Source organism: Fibrobacter sp. HC4 (assembly GCF_023373925.1).
In the GTDB taxonomy this organism is placed as follows: domain Bacteria; phylum Fibrobacterota; class Fibrobacteria; order Fibrobacterales; family Fibrobacteraceae; genus Fibrobacter.
This window is the reverse complement of sequence record NZ_JALCZV010000001.1, coordinates 232,173-248,143: the sequence shown is the minus strand read 5'-3', so window position 1 is coordinate 248,143 and position 15,971 is coordinate 232,173. Positions and strand designations below refer to the sequence as shown.

Annotated in this window: 14 protein-coding genes; 10 read left to right on the top strand and 4 right to left on the bottom strand. The window is 50.6% G+C overall.

Features of this window, described 5'->3' with window-relative positions; genetic code table 11:
- The first annotated feature begins 7 nt into the window (after positions 1–7).
- Genes MMG03_RS01105 through MMG03_RS01095 form a run of 3 tightly spaced genes read left to right on the top strand, consistent with a single transcriptional unit; the run spans position 8 to position 3,130 of the window.
- The gene (locus MMG03_RS01105; protein WP_249505425.1) at positions 8–598 is read left to right on the top strand and encodes a hypothetical protein; all 591 of its coding nucleotides are present in this window, start codon (positions 8–10) and stop codon (positions 596–598) included.
- Positions 599–612: 14 nt separating this feature from the next.
- Positions 613–1,326 carry an SDR family oxidoreductase gene (locus MMG03_RS01100; protein ID WP_346348696.1) on the top strand — a complete coding sequence of 238 codons (714 nt, stop codon included), beginning with the start codon at positions 613–615 and terminating at the stop codon, positions 1,324–1,326.
- Positions 1,327–1,378: 52 nt separating this feature from the next.
- Positions 1,379–3,130, top strand: a complete 1,752-nt coding sequence (locus MMG03_RS01095; protein ID WP_249505423.1) for a diguanylate cyclase — start codon at positions 1,379–1,381, stop codon at positions 3,128–3,130.
- Between the two features lie 174 nt (positions 3,131–3,304).
- Here the strand turns inward: MMG03_RS01095 and cysS are convergent, their stop codons facing one another.
- Positions 3,305–4,765: a cysteine--tRNA ligase gene (cysS, locus tag MMG03_RS01090; RefSeq protein WP_073155348.1), complete on the bottom strand. Its 1,461-nt coding sequence runs from the start codon at positions 4,763–4,765 to the stop codon at positions 3,305–3,307.
- A gap of 119 nt (positions 4,766–4,884) precedes the next feature.
- On the opposite strand from cysS, the gene MMG03_RS01085 reads away from it, so the two are divergent.
- The 4 genes from MMG03_RS01085 to MMG03_RS01070 all read left to right on the top strand — a co-directional run bounded on the left by MMG03_RS01085 (position 4,885) and on the right by MMG03_RS01070 (position 7,985).
- The gene (locus tag MMG03_RS01085) at positions 4,885–5,643 is read left to right on the top strand and encodes a VUT family protein (RefSeq protein ID WP_073155351.1); all 759 of its coding nucleotides are present in this window, start codon (positions 4,885–4,887) and stop codon (positions 5,641–5,643) included.
- Positions 5,640–6,302, top strand: a complete 663-nt coding sequence (locus MMG03_RS01080) for an SDR family NAD(P)-dependent oxidoreductase (protein ID WP_073155353.1) — start codon at positions 5,640–5,642, stop codon at positions 6,300–6,302. The genes MMG03_RS01085 and MMG03_RS01080 overlap by 4 nt, the downstream gene beginning before the upstream one ends.
- A 94-nt stretch (positions 6,303–6,396) precedes the next feature.
- Positions 6,397–6,768 carry a toxin-antitoxin system YwqK family antitoxin gene (locus MMG03_RS01075; RefSeq protein ID WP_073155355.1) on the top strand — a complete coding sequence of 124 codons (372 nt, stop codon included), beginning with the start codon at positions 6,397–6,399 and terminating at the stop codon, positions 6,766–6,768.
- Between the two features lie 353 nt (positions 6,769–7,121).
- On the top strand, positions 7,122–7,985 hold the full coding sequence (locus tag MMG03_RS01070; RefSeq protein WP_112132594.1) for a flavodoxin: 864 nt from the start codon (positions 7,122–7,124) through the stop codon (positions 7,983–7,985).
- Positions 7,986–8,130: 145 nt separating this feature from the next.
- On the opposite strand, the gene sstT is transcribed toward MMG03_RS01070, so the two are convergent.
- A complete protein-coding gene (gene sstT, locus MMG03_RS01065; RefSeq protein ID WP_073233400.1) occupies positions 8,131–9,351 on the bottom strand; it encodes a serine/threonine transporter SstT in 1,221 nt (406 codons plus the stop codon).
- Between the two features lie 247 nt (positions 9,352–9,598).
- On the opposite strand from sstT, the gene MMG03_RS01060 reads away from it, so the two are divergent.
- The 3 genes from MMG03_RS01060 to MMG03_RS01050 all read left to right on the top strand — a co-directional run bounded on the left by MMG03_RS01060 (position 9,599) and on the right by MMG03_RS01050 (position 11,927).
- Entirely contained in the window at positions 9,599–10,714 is a 1,116-nt protein-coding gene (locus tag MMG03_RS01060; protein WP_073155365.1) for an adenosylhomocysteinase, read from the top strand.
- Positions 10,715–10,783: 69 nt separating this feature from the next.
- Positions 10,784–11,362: a hypothetical protein gene (locus MMG03_RS01055; RefSeq protein ID WP_073283268.1), complete on the top strand. Its 579-nt coding sequence runs from the start codon at positions 10,784–10,786 to the stop codon at positions 11,360–11,362.
- A gap of 4 nt (positions 11,363–11,366) precedes the next feature.
- Complete coding sequence (locus MMG03_RS01050; protein ID WP_073233406.1) at positions 11,367–11,927, top strand: PolC-type DNA polymerase III; 561 nt, start codon at positions 11,367–11,369, stop codon at positions 11,925–11,927.
- A 22-nt stretch (positions 11,928–11,949) separates the two neighbouring features.
- Here MMG03_RS01050 and MMG03_RS01045 read toward each other — a convergent pair whose 3' ends face one another.
- A complete protein-coding gene (locus MMG03_RS01045; protein ID WP_249505422.1) occupies positions 11,950–13,338 on the bottom strand; it encodes a glycoside hydrolase family 3 N-terminal domain-containing protein in 1,389 nt (462 codons plus the stop codon).
- Positions 13,339–13,396: 58 nt separating this feature from the next.
- Positions 13,397–15,970, bottom strand: a complete 2,574-nt coding sequence (locus tag MMG03_RS01040; protein ID WP_249505421.1) for a DNA topoisomerase III — start codon at positions 15,968–15,970, stop codon at positions 13,397–13,399.
- Between the last annotated feature and the right edge of the window lies 1 nt (position 15,971).

Here is a 15,971-nt window from a genome sequence, read left to right as displayed (position 1 = left end):
CCATGGTATGAAAAAATGCGTTTTGAAAGATCATTTTGTTATTGCCTATGTTGCGGTGATTGCGGTCTGTTGCGTGATCTTTATTGTTACGACTTTGAAAATTTATTTCCTGCCAGAACTTGGGTATGTAATCAATAATGACTTCTTGAAGTTGCTGGTTCAGTACAAAAATTACGAAATCATCCAGGACGCATCCGCTGTACTTGCCGTCACTTTTGGAATTGCCATTAGCATTTACATTGCCCTCAAATACAAGTTTCCAAGATTTGAAGAGAAACACAAAAAATGGAATCTGGGTTGTGCGCTCATTGTATTTCCTGTTATAGGCCTTTCGGCCTCTATTGCCCCTAACCTGGATTTCCCCACAAGGTTAAAGGCGGAACCTAAGCTCCATAAGGAATTTGTCGTCGATAAGTATAAGTCTCATGGATCAAAAAGCGGAACCTCTTACCACTTGCTGTTTAGTAGCGGTTCCTCATTTATGGTGGGTTCAAAAAAATATAACGCCGCTTTTGTCAGACAGGAATATTATACGGTTTATCAGGGCGATATCTTGATTCAGATTTTTTCGCCTGATACATACCGTTTAGCCGAATAAAACAAGGGAATATGATGAACGGTTTTAAGGATAAAGTAGTTGTTGTGACAGGCGGAGCCCACGGCATCGGAAAGACCATCGTTAGCGAATTTGAGCGTGAAGGCGCGAAGGTTGTTTTTATTGATATTCGTGAAAACGATTCCTTTGTAGGAGACCTTTCCAAGAAGGATGTCCTGGAAAAGTTTGCGACCTTTGTCATTGAAAAATTTGGACATGTAGATATTCTGGTGAACAACGCCCTGCCTTTGATGAAGGGCATTGATGAATGTTCCTATGAAGAATTCAGCTACGCTTTGGCTGTAGGTGTGACCGCACCATTTTACTTGGCGAAACTTTTTGCACCACATTTTAAAAAGGGCGCTTCCATCATCAACATTTCCTCATCCCGCGATCGCATGAGCCAGCCCCAGACCGAAAGCTATACGGCGGCCAAGGGCGGTATCGCTGCCCTCACTCATGCTTTGGCAGTGAGCCTCGGTGGGCGAGGCGTCCGGGTGAATTCCATTTCGCCGGGCTGGATCGATACGGACTCTAAACAGTATGCGGGACCTGATGCGACACAACAACCGGCTGGCCGTGTAGGCAATCCCCTGGATATTTCCAATATGGTATTGTTCCTGGCATCGGATAAGGCTGGGTTTATTACAGGTGAGAATATCTGTATCGACGGGGGGATGACCCGCCAAATGGTATACCATAATGACTTCGGCTGGAGATTAGAACAGTAGTTTGTAAAATACTTTTGTTATCTTTTCAAGAGTAAAACTATATTGATATTGGATGAAACAGCTTCAGTTTGCATACGTTAACCCGGAACACCTGGGTGATGTACTTCAGAATATAGCCCGTTTCCGCGGAAACAGGCAGCTGAAGTTGTTGTTTCATATATACTCGGAACAGCCTGGTTTTAGACAGTTGAAGATTGTCTGCAGCGCCATTGTCAAGTTTTTCCCTGATGCCCTTTGTGTGGGTTGTTCGGGTAATGGCAATATTGTGGATGGCGCGTTCTCGGGCGAGTCTGTGACTGTAACTTGCTCTGTGTTTGAAGATCCCGCTACTCGGATCGAGGTTCTTCAGTATGTGCTGAAGGAGGAGTCTGCCGAACCTATTGCGGAAGATCTGGCCCGAGAAGTTGGAAAGCGCCCCTGGGTGTCGGCTGTAGAAATGCTTGCGGCTACTCCCGGATTTTCCTTTACCGGTTTTTGCAATGGCTTGAGTACCATGCGGCCCGAAGTTCAGGTTTTTGGCGGGCTGGCAGGTCAAACTTGTGAAGAAACTCCGGCTTATGTATTTTCCAACGTCTGTGACTTCTCTAACGAGTCCGTCGTCTGCGTTCTGTATGGCGGTGAAAATTTCCATGTGGAGACGGTCAAGGTTTCTGGATGGAAACCCCTGGGTAGACCGTTTACGGTGACTAAGGCTCAGGGGAACGTTCTTCACGAGCTGGATGGCAAGCCTGCCTTTGAAGCTTTCTCCAAATATCTGAATATCCAGAACGACTATTACTTCTTCCAGAACACTCTGGAATTTCCCCTGTTCTATAACGAGGATGGTGAGAACCTGTTGCGTTGCCCTATGGCCTGTTCTGAAAATGGGGCCCTGCTTTTGGCATCGGACATGGGTGTCGGGATCATTACGAAGCTTGCCTATGGCGATCCTCAATCCATTATGGATAGCGTGCGCCTGGGTACGACGAAACTGTCGAAGTTCTGCCCGGATGCCATCTACATGTATTCAGGCATGGGCCGCCGAATGTTCTGGGGTGAAACAGATGTGAACAACGAAACTGTTCCCTTCGATACCATTGCTCCGGCTTCTGGTTTTTATGCGGCGGCACAGTTCCTGCGCACAAGAAATTTTGTAAAGCTGCATAACCTGTCCATTGTGGTGGTAGGTATGCGCGAAGGCGAAGCGAATACGTCCAAGATGAAGACTGCCGTGGTGAATGACGATTCACGGGCGGGCAGGGTTTCTGTGATTACCCGCTTGGCGAACTTTACCAACGTGTCTTCTGCCGAACTGGTGGAAATGTACAACATGATGACCAAGAACTCCATTACGGATGCCTTGACCGGTTTGTACAATCGTGGTGAAATCCAGCGCCGCATTGCAGAACGCCATGCAGAAAATCCTGATGCTCCTATGTCGCTGGTGATGATCGATATCGACAACTTCAAGTCGGTGAACGATACCTATGGCCACAAGATTGGTGACATTGTGATTCAGGGCCTTTCTAAGCAGATCCAGATTGCTACCTACGAAAAGGCTCCCGATGCAGATGCCGGCCGTTGGGGCGGTGAGGAATTTATGATCATGCTTCCTGATATGGGTATTAAGGAAGCGGTTGAGTTTGCGGAAACGGTTCGTACCGGATTCGCCCAGGTGATGTTCCCCGAAGTGGGACGCAAGACCATCAGTCTTGGTGCTACAGAAATGAGATGGGGTGATTCCATTGACGCCATTTGTGTGCGTGTGGACGAAGCCCTTTACAAGGCTAAGAATTCAGGTAAGAATAGGGTGGTTACCCTTTAAAGAATTTACTTCGTTGGCGTTGTAAAATTAACAATGGTTTGTTTGAATTGCCCATACCAAGGGTAATTTTCTTTTGTATAAAATGAAAACCCCCAGCTATGAACGCCGGGCGGTTTAATTTTTTATCCTTCGACTTTGCGCTTGTGCGCTTTGCTCAGGATGATGCGGAGAACCTTATTCCTTGACGCTCCAGGTGGTGCCTTCCTTGCTGTCCTTGATCACGATGTTCATGGCGGCAAGTTCGTCGCGGATGCGGTCGCTTTCGGCCCAGTTCTTGTTGGCGCGGGCTTCCTTACGGGCGGCCAGCAGTTCTTCCACCTTGGCGACGTCAACGCCTGCGGTGCCTTCGTCAGCCTTCTTCTTGTAGTCCTGACGGGGTTCGTCCAGCTTCAGGCCGAATACCTTGTCCATATCCAGGACAAGAGCTGCCTTTTCGCCGTCGTCGATGTCGGACTTCAGCATGGTATTGAGGATGCCGAGAGCGCGGGGCATATTCAGGTCGTCGCCGATGGCGGTCTTGAATTCTTCCTGGAATGCCTTGGCGGCTTCGCTCTTGATTTCGGTTGCCTTACCGATGAGGGCGTCGGTCTTCTTGTGGAGACTCTTGAGGCCTTCCTTAGCGCCTTCCAGAGCTTCCCAGGTGAAGTTCAGGTAGTTGCGGTAGTGGCTGCCCACTGCGAAGAAGCGGTAATCCAGCGGATTGAAACCGCGGTCTACCAACAGGTCAACAGTGAGGAATTCGCCGCTAGACTTACTCATCTTGCCGAAGGTAGTGGCGGTGGTGCCGTCTTCCAGCTTTTCTTCGCTGGCGGTACGGAGGAATTCACCGTGCATCCAGAAACGGCTGAAAGTTACGCCGTTGGCGCATTCGCTCTGGGCGATTTCGTTGGTGTGGTGCACGCGGATATGGTCAGTACCGCCGCAGTGAATGTCCAAGGTGGGGCCGTTGTACTTCATGGCCATAGCGGAGCATTCCACATGCCAGCCCGGGAAGCCTACGCCCCAGGGGGAATCCCATTCCATGGCGCGCTTCTTGTCGGTGGGGCTGAACTTCCACAGAGCGAAGTCGGTGGCGGCACGCTTTTCGCCCATGTCGATACGGCTACCCTTGCGGAGGTTTTCCACGTCCAGGCGGGCGAAGTCGGCATAGCGGGGGAACTTCAGGCTGTCGAAGTAGATGCCATCGGAAGTGCGGTAGGTAAAGCCCTTTTCTTCCAGGGTCTTCACCAGGTCGATCTGTTCCTGGATGTGCTGGGTGGCGGGAGTCCAGCGGGTGGGTTCCTGAATGTTCAGACGATGCCAGTCGTTCATGAAGGCGTCGGTGTAGAACTTTGCGATATCCCAGACGGACTTGCCTTCGCGGGCTGCGCCCTTTTCCATCTTGTCGTCTCCGGAGTCGCCATCGCTAGTGAGGTGGCCTACGTCGGTGATGTTCACGATGTGGTTGACCTTGTAACCGTAGTAGTTCAAGGTACGGACCAGGAAGTCTTCGAAAATGTAGGTGCGGAGGTTGCCGATGTGGGCGAAGTGGTACACCGTGGGGCCACAACAGTACATACGCACGGCGGGAACGCCTTCAGGAAGTGTGAAAATCTCTTTCTTGCGTGATGCGGTGTTGTAGAATTGAAGTGCCATTTTAGCCTCCGGTTAAGTTTGGGTGCCGCGGGATGCGGAACCATGGTGCGCCAAAGATAGAAAATTTTCTATTTTTCGTGATACAGAAGTCATTGTCTAACCTTCTTTAAAAAACAACTATGCGTACACTATTTGAAAAAATCAAGTACGAGGTGAAAGACCTCGTTGTTCTCCTGAGAAATATCCCTTCCCTGGCTGTTACATTTTTTGTATTGTCTGTGGTTTGCATGAACCTGCTCGCCAACAAGGAGCTGTTCTCTACGGAGTACCTGGCCCTTGATTGCGGTTTTACCCTGAGCTGGTTCTCCTTCCTCTGCATGGACATGATCTGCAAGCGCTTTGGCCCCAAGGCCGCCATGAAGGTTTCCATGGTGGCGCTGTTTATCAACCTGGTCACTTGCGCCTTGTTCAGTCTGCTTTCACGCACCCCCGGAATGTGGGGCGAATTCTACAGCTACGTGGATTCCAATCCCGAAATGGCGAACGTAGCCAACGCGGCGCTGAATGCCACATTTGGCGGTTCCTGGTATGTGGTGCTGGGTTCTGCTCTTGCCATGTTCACTTCGTCGGGCGTCAACTCCATTGTGAACTACCTGATTGCCAAAAGTACGAAAACCACGGGCTTTAAAAATTTTGCACTCCGTTCCTACATCTCCACCATGGTGGCCCAGTTTGTAGACAACTTTATTTTCGCCATGGTGGTGAGCCATGTGTTCTTCGGTTGGACCATGACCCAGGTGATCGTCTGTTCCATTACCGGTTCCGTGATGGAGCTGCTTTGTGAAATTCTGATTAGCCCCATTGGCTACAAGATGGTCTGCAGCTGGGAAAAGCATGACGTGGGCCGTGAATACCTGAACATGAAGGCTGCAAAATGAACGTCCTGATTAGCGGTACAAGTTGCGGTATTGGCCGCGCCATTGCGGAACTTTTTCTGCAAAATGGTTGCGCTGTTTTTGGATTGGATATTGGGCCCGCAAGTATCCAGAGCAAACTATATAGACATTACATCGCCGATGTCTCGGACAAGGATTCGCTTCCCGCAATTGATGAACCGATGGATATCGTAATCAGTAACGCTGGCGTCCAGAATTCCGGTAGGGACATCGAAGTGAATCTGAAAGGTTCCATCAACTTTGTAGAAAAGTATGCCTTTCATGCCGGCATCAAGTCGGTACTTCTGGTGGCATCCGCCTCCGCTCACTCCGGTGCCGAATTTCCGGAATACTCCGCTTCTAAGGGCGGACTTCTTTCTTACATGAAAAACGTGGCTTTGCGGGTTGCCAAGTATGGCGCCACCTGCAATAGCATTTCGCCGGGTGGCGTTACCACGGAATTGAACCGCCCTGTCATGGATGATGCAAAACTCTGGAAACAGATCATGGATGTAACGCCCCTAAAGCGCTGGGCGTCTCCCGAAGATATTGCCCAGTGGGTGTACTTCCTTACGGTGGTGAACAAGAACTGCACTGGTCAGGATATTCTCATCGATAACGGCGAGAAGGATCTGAACGCCACCTTCGTGTGGCCGGAATAGATTAGACGGAATATTTTCCGTTTTTTGATGTCGCCTGTCAGGCGACCTAAAGAGCGTTTCCGAAAGGTCCATTGTAGGCATAAGGAGGTCTACAATGGACAACATGGAAAGACGTTACCACGAAAATGGGAAAGTATGGTTTGAATGCCCTCTGAAAAACGGCTATCGCGATGGAGCCTGCAAGGAATATTATCCCTCTGGCGCACTGCGTAGTACCGCCACCTATCGGGAAGGTTTGCTAGATGGGCCAAGAATCATGACCTTTGAAAATGGCTTGCGGATTTGTCGCCATGTTTTTCGGGATGGTCGTGTGATTGATGGCTTTGTTCCTGTGTTTGGAAGGGACGGCTCTCTTGCGTTTTCTGAATACTGGGAAAAAGGCCGTTGTCGCTGTTATGATCGCAGTAACCGTCTTTATCGAGAATTTGGAATGTTGAACAGAATGGAAATTTGCCTGAAGGTGTAGAGTGCTCCTATCACGAAAATGGTCAGCTTAGTATGCGTTTGTTTTTCGTGAAGGGGATGGTGAAAGATGGACCGGTAAATTATTTTGATGGAGAAGAATGTGAATCAAGGGATGACTTTCTGAATAGAACGTTTGACCTTTTGTCTCATAAGCTGGAATGGATTCTCTGTCTAGCGGTACGTGAATTTATGTTGCGATTGCGCTTGCCTAATGACGGGCCGACTGAGGAACGTGTTCTGGCAAATTTAAAAAAAATTAACAGGATAGCTCTTTTAAAAAAGACATTTTTTAATTTGTATAAAAACAGGTCTGCCTTTATTTCTTATATTTTAGAAATAAAGTTGAGGCCTTATATGAAAAAGTTCTTAAGTGTATTTGGTGTCGTAGCGGTGGCGGCTTGCATGACCGCTTGCAATGAACAGAAAGTCGCGCAGAATCAAACTGCTGCGGAACCTGACGCAAAGGCGCAGAAAACCGCTGTGATTTATTATTCCCAGACGGGAACCACCAAGAAGGTTGCCGAGGAATTTGTAAAGCAGCTGGGTGCCGATGCCATTGAACTGCAACTTGTAACGCCCTATCCCTCCACTTACGACAGCACCATTGCCGCTGTCCGTGCAGAACGCGAATCTAAGAAGTGGCCTGCCCTCGCTAACGCCAAGCAGGATCTTTCCAAGTACGATACGCTCTATGTGGGCGCTCCCATTATGTTTGGATTCTTTGCCCCGCCTATGTATACCTTCCTGGATTCTAACGACTTGAGCGGAAAGGTGGTGGTGCCCTTCTGTACTTACGGAAGCGGCGGTCGCCTGGCCAGTGCCAAGGAATTGAAACAGTTGGAACCCAACGCCAACGTGGTGCTTTCCTACGGCATTTCTAATCGTCGCGCCAACAATCCCGAAGTGAATGTGGCCGAGGAAATTGAAAAGCATATTGCCGCAGTCCGCGCTGGTACCGATGAGAAAAATTTCGTAGGCGCATATGGTGAATCTCGCCAGCCCACGGAAGAAGACTTGGCTGTGTTTGCCGAAGCCACCAAGGATTACGGCTATTTGAAGCTTACACCCATGAGCGTGTCCACCCAGATTATGGCGGGAACCAACTACATGTTTACCTGCAACATGAAGGCCTTCGGCGAAGAACTTACCGCCATGGTAAAAATCTTCAAGCCCCTGCCCGGCCGTGGAAACGCACAATTGATTAGTGTGGAAAAGTAGAAATCTGTTTCTAGGGGGTAGGCCTCTGTGTTGGAGGCTGTATGGTGTATTATCTAATTTCTATTCTAAAAAAGTGAATAAGAAAAACCTCCCGAAAAAAAATCGGGAGGTTTGCGATTTTTGATTTCTTGCGTTGCGCGAGACCTTAAATCTTCAAGCAGTTCTTTTTCCTGTGGTGATATTCCGCCGTGGCAGTGAAGATGACGTCACTGCTGGAGTTCAGTGCGGTTTCCATGGAGTCCTGTACCACGCCCAGGATAAAGCCCACAGCTACAGCCTGCATGGAAATGTCGCCGCTGATGCCCAGGATAGAGCAGGTCATGGGAATGAGGAATAGGGAGCCGCCAGCGATACCGGAAGTTCCGCAAGCGCCAATGGCACTCATAACGCAGAGAATGCAGGCGGTGGGAAGGTCCACATGGATGCCCAGGGTGTTTGCTACGGCCAGAGTCATGACGGCGATAGTCACGGCGGCACCGCACATGTTGATGGTGCAGCCCAGAGGAATGGAAACAGAGTAGAAGTCCTTTTCAAGACCCAGGCGTTCGCAAAGTGCCATGTTCACCGGAACGTTGGCTGCAGAACTACGGGTGAAGAAAGCGGTAATGCCGCTGTCGCGAAGGCAGCGGAATACCAGGGGGTAGGGATTTTTACGGAGTGTGATGAAAATGATGATGGGATTCAGGACAAGGGCGACTACCAGCATGCAGCCCACCAGTAAGGCCAAGAGCTTTCCGTAGTCGGCGAAGATGCTCATTCCGTTTTCGGCAACGGAGGAGAATACCAAACCTAGAATGCCGAAAGGTGCCATCTGGATAATCCAGCGGATGACTTGGGATATGGCGGCGGAAGCGTCGGTGATGACGGTGACGGTATGGTCTACAGGAAGTTTCTTAAGAGCCAAGCCGAATACGATAGACCAGAAGAGGATTCCGATGTAATTTGCACCGGCCAGGGCTGCGATGGGATTCTGGACGCAGTTCTTTACCAGGTTCGTCAGAACTTCGCCAATGCCGCTAGGGGCGGCACCTTCTGCAGCAGAGACGGACAATTTCATGGTGACTGGGAATAGTTCGCTTCCCGCGACAGCCAAGGCGGCTGCGCCAATGGAACTGATGACGTAAAGAAGAATCACCTTGCGGAATCTGCTGCCGATTCCTTCTCCGGCTCCTGCAATGGAACTTGCCACCAGGGCGAACACCAGGATGGGGGCGGCACCTTTCAGGGCGCCTACAAATAGGGTGCCGAGAATGCCGATGGCGCTGAGCTGCGGAGCGAATAATCCGAGGACAGCGCCAAGAATTAGTCCGATGATAATACGAATGATGAGGCTAAGCTCAATCCATTTCCTTGCAATACGTTTCATAAGAGTTCCTTTTTTATCAAGTGGAAATATAGTTATGAATCACACCGAATGAGGTTCGAGGTATGAGATATGAGATATGAGATATGAGATATGAGATATGAGATATCTCCTTTATTCTTTAAGCTTTACACTATTCACTATTCACTATTCACTCTCCTCAATCCTCTAGGTAGCGAAGCTACCGACCTCGGGCCTCATAGGGAGGCGAATGCCGACCGACCTGTTCGCTAATTATTAACTTTGTCGCATGCTTTTTGAAGAGATTATCAACGAACATTATGATCCCCGTGAGTATCCCGCCTTGGCTTTCCTTGCGGACCAGTGGGTTTGTGAACGCCCCTTTGAGGGCCTCAAGGTTCTTGTGGCAACTCCCATTTACAGGAATACACTCCTGGAATACCGAACCCTGATTGCTGGCGGGGCTCAGGTCTATGTGGGACATGCGGTATCAGGCGATACCCAGATGCCTTGTGATGAATCGGTTATCGAACTTCTGACCGAATCTGGGGTCCCTGTTGTTACGGATGATGATATTAAATGCGGTAAGGTGGCTGATGACTTTGACCTGATTCTTGATTGTGCGGGTCAGTTCGCTTCTTGCCATCCGAAGCTGGGCTTTGTGGAATTGACTCGCAGCGGAGTGCAGTTCTTTGAAAAGTCTGAATTCCCCGTGTATGTGGCTGATAGTGGGATCGTGAAGCGCATTGAAACCATTCTGGGAACAGGCGATGGTTGCTTTAGAGGTTTGGAGCAACTTGGCTATAATGATTTCGAAAATAAGAAGCTGATTGTTTTTGGAAGCGGCAAGGTTGGTTGCGGCATCGCCCTGCAGGGAGTTCGTCGCGGAATGCAGGTGACAACTGTTACCGACACAAACCGCAGAAGTTCTTCGTCTGATTTTTGCCATGTGCTGGAACGCAACGATGTAACTATCGTGGATTGCTTTAACGATGGTGCTGTAAAGGCTGCTGTTGAAGAAGCTGACTTCCTGGTGACCGCTACTGGCGTAAAGGGCGCTCTGTCTATCTCGGCGACGACAGTCATCATGAACCGCCCGGAATTGGTGGTGGCAAACATGGGCGTCGAAGATGAGTTCGGTGAATTCGTTCCCGAAAGCCGTGTGCTGAACCACAAGGCTCCCTTGAACTTCATGTTAGATGAACCTACCCATCTCAAGTACATCGATACGAGTCTTGCTTTGCACGCCGCACTTGGAGAACGTCTTGTTCAGGAATACAGGACCTCGGGTAAGGCTCCCTTTGTGGGACCTGCGGATCCGCCGGACGATATTGAACAGCGTCTATTGATGACCACGATCCAGAATGGTGTCATCGGTTCTGAAGTCTGCGACATGATGAGATAGGCTGTTTATAAAAACATTTTTTCAAAAGGTTTGCAGTCCTTTTTTTGACTTTCATATATATTTGGTTCTATGATGAATAAATTTGCTTTCGTTTCTGTTGTTTCCCTGTCTATGGCCTTGACTGTTGGTGCCTTTGCCGAAGATATTATTGCCAAGACTTCCAATGGCTCTACCGTTATCCTGCACGACAATGGCCGTTGGGAATATTATCAGAACAATGCACAGATTCGTGATGTGCGCCCGACCGCCGTTCCGGAGGATGTGAAGTATCAGATTTCTGTGGATTACGAAAGTGTAGACAAGTTAAAGAAAGATGTCCGCATGGCTATGGAAGCGGACTTTGCCACTGAAGAAGAAATCAAGGATAGTCTGCGTAAGGTTCCCAAGGGTGGTATCGTCTATTTCCAGGTTCCCAAGGAACAGATCAAGAAGGGTATGGTCCGCGACTTGACATTCTACATTTACGACAAGGGCAAGAATCCCATCTTTACACAGTCTGCCAGCGATGATGCCGCCACTCCCAGCGAAAGCAGCAAGATTATGAACTTGATGGTGGCTCCTCTTTATGCTCGCCCCAAGGCAAACGTGTTGAAGGCCAAGGCTGTTTGCGGTCGCGAAACCATTGAATTTGAAATTCCTGTAAAGTAGACTCATGAAGTTTGCTGTTGTGGATTTGGAGACCACCGGCGGTACGCCGGAAAATGGTCGCATTACAGAAATCGGGATTGTTCTGCTGGATGATTTCGAGGTGGTGAAGACGTACCAGGTCTTGCTGGATCCGGGAATGCCCATACAGCCTTTTGTGCAGAACTTAACCGGAATTACCGACGAGATGGTTCAGGGGCAGCCGCAGTTTGCTTCTGTTGCCGAGGAAGTTGCCGAACTTTTGCAGGGCCGCATTTTCGTGGCGCACAATGTTCAGTTCGACTGCCGTTTTTTGCGGGCTGAATTGCGTCGTTGTTGCATCAAGATTGATCCGCCCAGGCTTTGCACTGTAAAGTTGACCCGTCGATATTTTCCGGGGCAGGGGAGTTACAGCCTGCACAACCTGATCATGAGTTTGAATCTTCCGGACTTTAATCACCACCGGGCGCTGGCAGATGCCATGGCTGCTGCGGAATTGCTGAAGCTGTGCCTGCAGAAAGCAGGTCCTGAAAAAATCCGGAAGGAAGTGAAGAACATTACCAAGGCTGAAGCAGAAGTGATGTTCTAATTTTTTGATAACCGCGTCGCGCTTACTTTAGAATGCCGGCGCGGTATTTCATTTTAAGAATACGGGCGCAGGACTCTTCGATTCTCTGTTTGTACTTGGCGTTCTGATTGGACATGGCCGTAAGGATTTTTACCATTTCCACTGCTTTCTGGGGATAGGTAATCATGAACATGTCGTTGCCGGCGGAGAGGGCGGTCTGCACAAGTTTCTTGAAATCCTTAGAGGGGTAGTTTTTGCTGGTGACTCGTTCGGTCCCACTGATCCAGGCGCGGAGTGAAACGCCCCACAGGTCGTCGGTGAGGATGACTGTTTCTGGTGACATGCGACGGGCCAGCGAAATAATCTTGGGCTCGAAAACTGCAGGGCGGTTTGACACGCGGACAAAGCGGACGCTGCTCATCATGGTGATGGGAATGTCTGCGGCGAGGGCGTTGAAAAATGCGACGTTTTTCTTGATTGACTTTTTGGGAGTGGTGCTGATGGCGATCTGGTGGTCGCTATTTGTCCAGGAATCATAACCGGGAAAATGCTTGGAAACGCAGACGATGCCGCTCTGGGCCATGCCCTTTACGAAGGCGCGGACCTTGTAGGCATTGGTGGTGTCTTCGCCCCAGCTGCGGTCCGATTCTTCCATGAAGGAACGCTTGCCTCGGCTGTCTTTTGCCGGGTCCAGGACGGGAGCCAGATTCATGTTGATTCCCGCTTCCTTCAGCACGTTTCCGATTTGCTGAGCCAGTTGCTGGATAGAGTCCGCCTCCATTTTTCTCATGGCCTTAGCGCTGGGAGTTCTTGCCCACTGGGGCGAGATGCTGGAGATGCGGTTTACTCGTCCGCCTTCCTGGTCTACGGCGACGACGGGGGGGATTGCGAGGCTGTCGTTGATGGTGCTGATGACATCCTTGAATTTTTCCAGATCCTTAAGGTGACTGCGCATTACAAGGATACCGCCGAATTCATTATCGATCATGAAGCTGGCGGGGGTCATATAGACCATGACCATCTGGGCGGCCTTTTGCTTGATGCTCATGGAATTCCATAGGGGCATCAAGGCGTCGGGAAGGTCGTAGGGGTTTGGGACCGCTGCGGTGTCCTGGATGGACTCTGTTGCGGTGGCTGCGGTTACAGTGGGCTCTGCGGCAGATTCAGGGGCTGATTCTGCGGAGACGGCGCCTGCGGAGGTGGTGCCTGCTGTGGATTCTGCGTCGGTTCCGGTACTTGCGACGGACTCGTTGACGGTAACGGAATCTGCGGCGGCCTTGGCGGCCATGGCAGAAAGGTCCTGCAGGACAATATCCTGGGACGTGTCCGGGGAAACCTGCATGACGGCACTGTCTAGGGCAGACGGCACCGGCTGTGCGAAAACGGCACAGAATGCGCTTGATACAATAAAGACTGCTGTTCTAAATTTCAAAATCCATACACCTCTCGACTTGCTCGTTACCCTTTAAGGTAAGGAACTTGCCGATCCATTACGGAACATAATCTTCATCGGAGCTCTTGCTTGCGGAGGCCTTCTTGGCGCCCCAACGGCGAGGCTTGAATTCTCTGGGCGGGAAGTCAAACTTTAACTTGCCTTTCTTGTCGATGTAGAGGAAAGCGTCAAAGGTGCGGTGTGTCTTGTTGCTGCGGAAACCCTTGATCAGTTCGGTCTTCACTTCGGTTCCGGAGAGCATCTTCTGGATCTGTTCCAGGGGAATTTCCTTGCCGAGAAGAATCTTGGGCAGCTGCAGGCCGCTAGGTTCCTTCTTTACATAGCTATCGCTGACGTAACCGGTCATGGTTTCGTACACAGCGGAGTTGTCCAGCGGAGAGTTGCCTACCTGCTGGCCCAATTCAATTTCGGATCCTTCCTTGTTATCATCGAAGACGAACTCGATTTTGTTCTGGTCGTTGATGATAACTACGGCAGAAAATTCTACGCCCTTCTTGCTGCGGAATCCGGTAAGGGGACCAATCTTGTGGTTGGTCAGGAGTTCCACTATTTCTTCGTTGGAAAGTCTCTTGCCGCCGATCATCTTGCGGATGACGATTCCATCTTCGGTGGTGTATCTGCTGACGGTCTCGAAAACCTTCTTGCCGTTCACCGGGCTGAAACTTGCTTCGCCTGTAGTGCTTTCTTCCTTGAAGCCCTTGATGTTCTTCACCATGGTGCGGGTCATTTCTACAATGCCGTTCATGAAGTTCTCGCGGGTTTCCTTGCCCTTCTCGATCTGCTCCATCTTATATTCCCACTCACCAGTTAGCTCTGGACTTGTGAGGGCCTCAATATCCATAGCCTTTAATACCTTGATCAGGTCGAAGGCCTTGGCCGTAGCGATCATGTCCTTGCCGTCGCGGACCACGTACTTGTCGGTGACTAGCTTTTCGATAATGGCTGCGCGGGTGGCAGGAGTGCCCAGGCCGCGTTCCTTCATGGCGTCGCGGAGTTCTTCGTCTTCCACCAGTTTACCGGCACTTTCCATCATGGAGAGGAGGGTACTTTCGGTGTAGTGGGCAGGAGGCTTGGTAAAGTCTTCCTTGGCTTCGATTTCAACGGCCTTGGCCTTGTCGCCCTTCAGCTGCGGGATGTTGGCTTCGTCGTCTGCATCCTTGCCGTACACGGCCTTGAAACCGGGTTCCACCAGGATCTTGCCTTCGGTAATGAAGGTCTCGTTTTCGACGGTGGTCACGCGGGTGGTGTTCAGGTACTTTGCAGGCGGGTAGAAGACAGCGATAAAACGCTGACAGATCATGTTGAACACTTTCTGTTCCGCTTCGCTTAGGTCTGTGGGCATGATGCCTGTGGGGATAATGGCAAAGTGGTCCGAGATCTTCTTGTTGTCGAAAACCTTGGGTGTCTTTACGACCCAGTTGTTGTTGAGGGCCGTTTGTGCGAAGGTTGCCAGGGAACCTGTAATTTTTCCGAGGGTGGCCTTTACGGGTCCCACATAATCTTCGGGCAAGTGCTTGCTGTCGGTACGGGGGTAGGTGGTTGCCTTGTGGCGTTCGTAGAGGGCCTGGGCGATTGAAAGGGTTGTCTTGGCGCTAAAGCCGAAACGGTTGTTGGCTTCGCGCTGGAGGGTAGTCAGGTCGTACAGGGGGCCGCACTTCTGGAAACTGGGTGCGGTGGTCTCTTCGATGGTACCAGTCTTGCCCTTGCACTTGGAAAGGATTTCTTGGACCTTGGCTTCGTCAAAAATCTGTTTCTGCTTGCTGTCGCCGTTGGGGGTAAACCACTTGCCCTGATAGTTGTTGCCGCTGTTGTCGAAGTTGGCCTCGATGGTCCAGAACTTCTTGGGGACGAACTGGTGGCGTTCTTCTTCGCGGTTCACGATGATGGCGAGGGTGGGGGTCTGCACACGGCCACAGGGGGTAATCTGGAAACCGCCCATGGAACTGTTGTAGGCGGTAAGTCCGCGGCTGCCGTTCATACCGATAAGCCAGTCGGCTTCGCTACGGCAGATGGCGGCGGCCTTCAGGTTTTCCATGTCGGCGCCGTCGCGCATGTTGTCAAAGGCTTCCTGGATGGCGGCGGGGGTCATACTCTGCATCCACAGGCGCTTGATGGTCTTGCCTGTGAACTTGCCCTTCAGCACGTAGTCCAGGATGTAGAAGAATATCAATTCACCTTCGCGGCCAGCATCGCAAGCGTTTACGAGGGTGGTTACGTCCTTGCGCTTGATCAGCTTGCTCAGGATGGAAAGCTGGCTCTTGGTGGTGGGGTTGGCAGAAAGGGGGAACTTCTCCGGCAACATGGGGAGGGTGCTCATTTCCCACTTCTTGTATCGTTCGTCGATTTCCTTGGGGTCGGCGATTTCAACCAAATGGCCGATGGCGTGACTGACGATGGTGGTGTCACTTTCGTAGACGCCGTTTCCCTTGGTGAAGTTTTTCTGGCCTAGGACCTTGACCAAGTCCAGGGCGACGCTGGGCTTTTCTGCAATAATGAGAGTCTTCCCTTCGACGGGGACTGCAGATTTCTTTGCTTTTGTGGCGGGCTTAGCTGCCTTTGCAGTTTTTGTAGCCTTTGCCGCAGTAGTATCAGTTGCCTTTGCTGTTGCCATA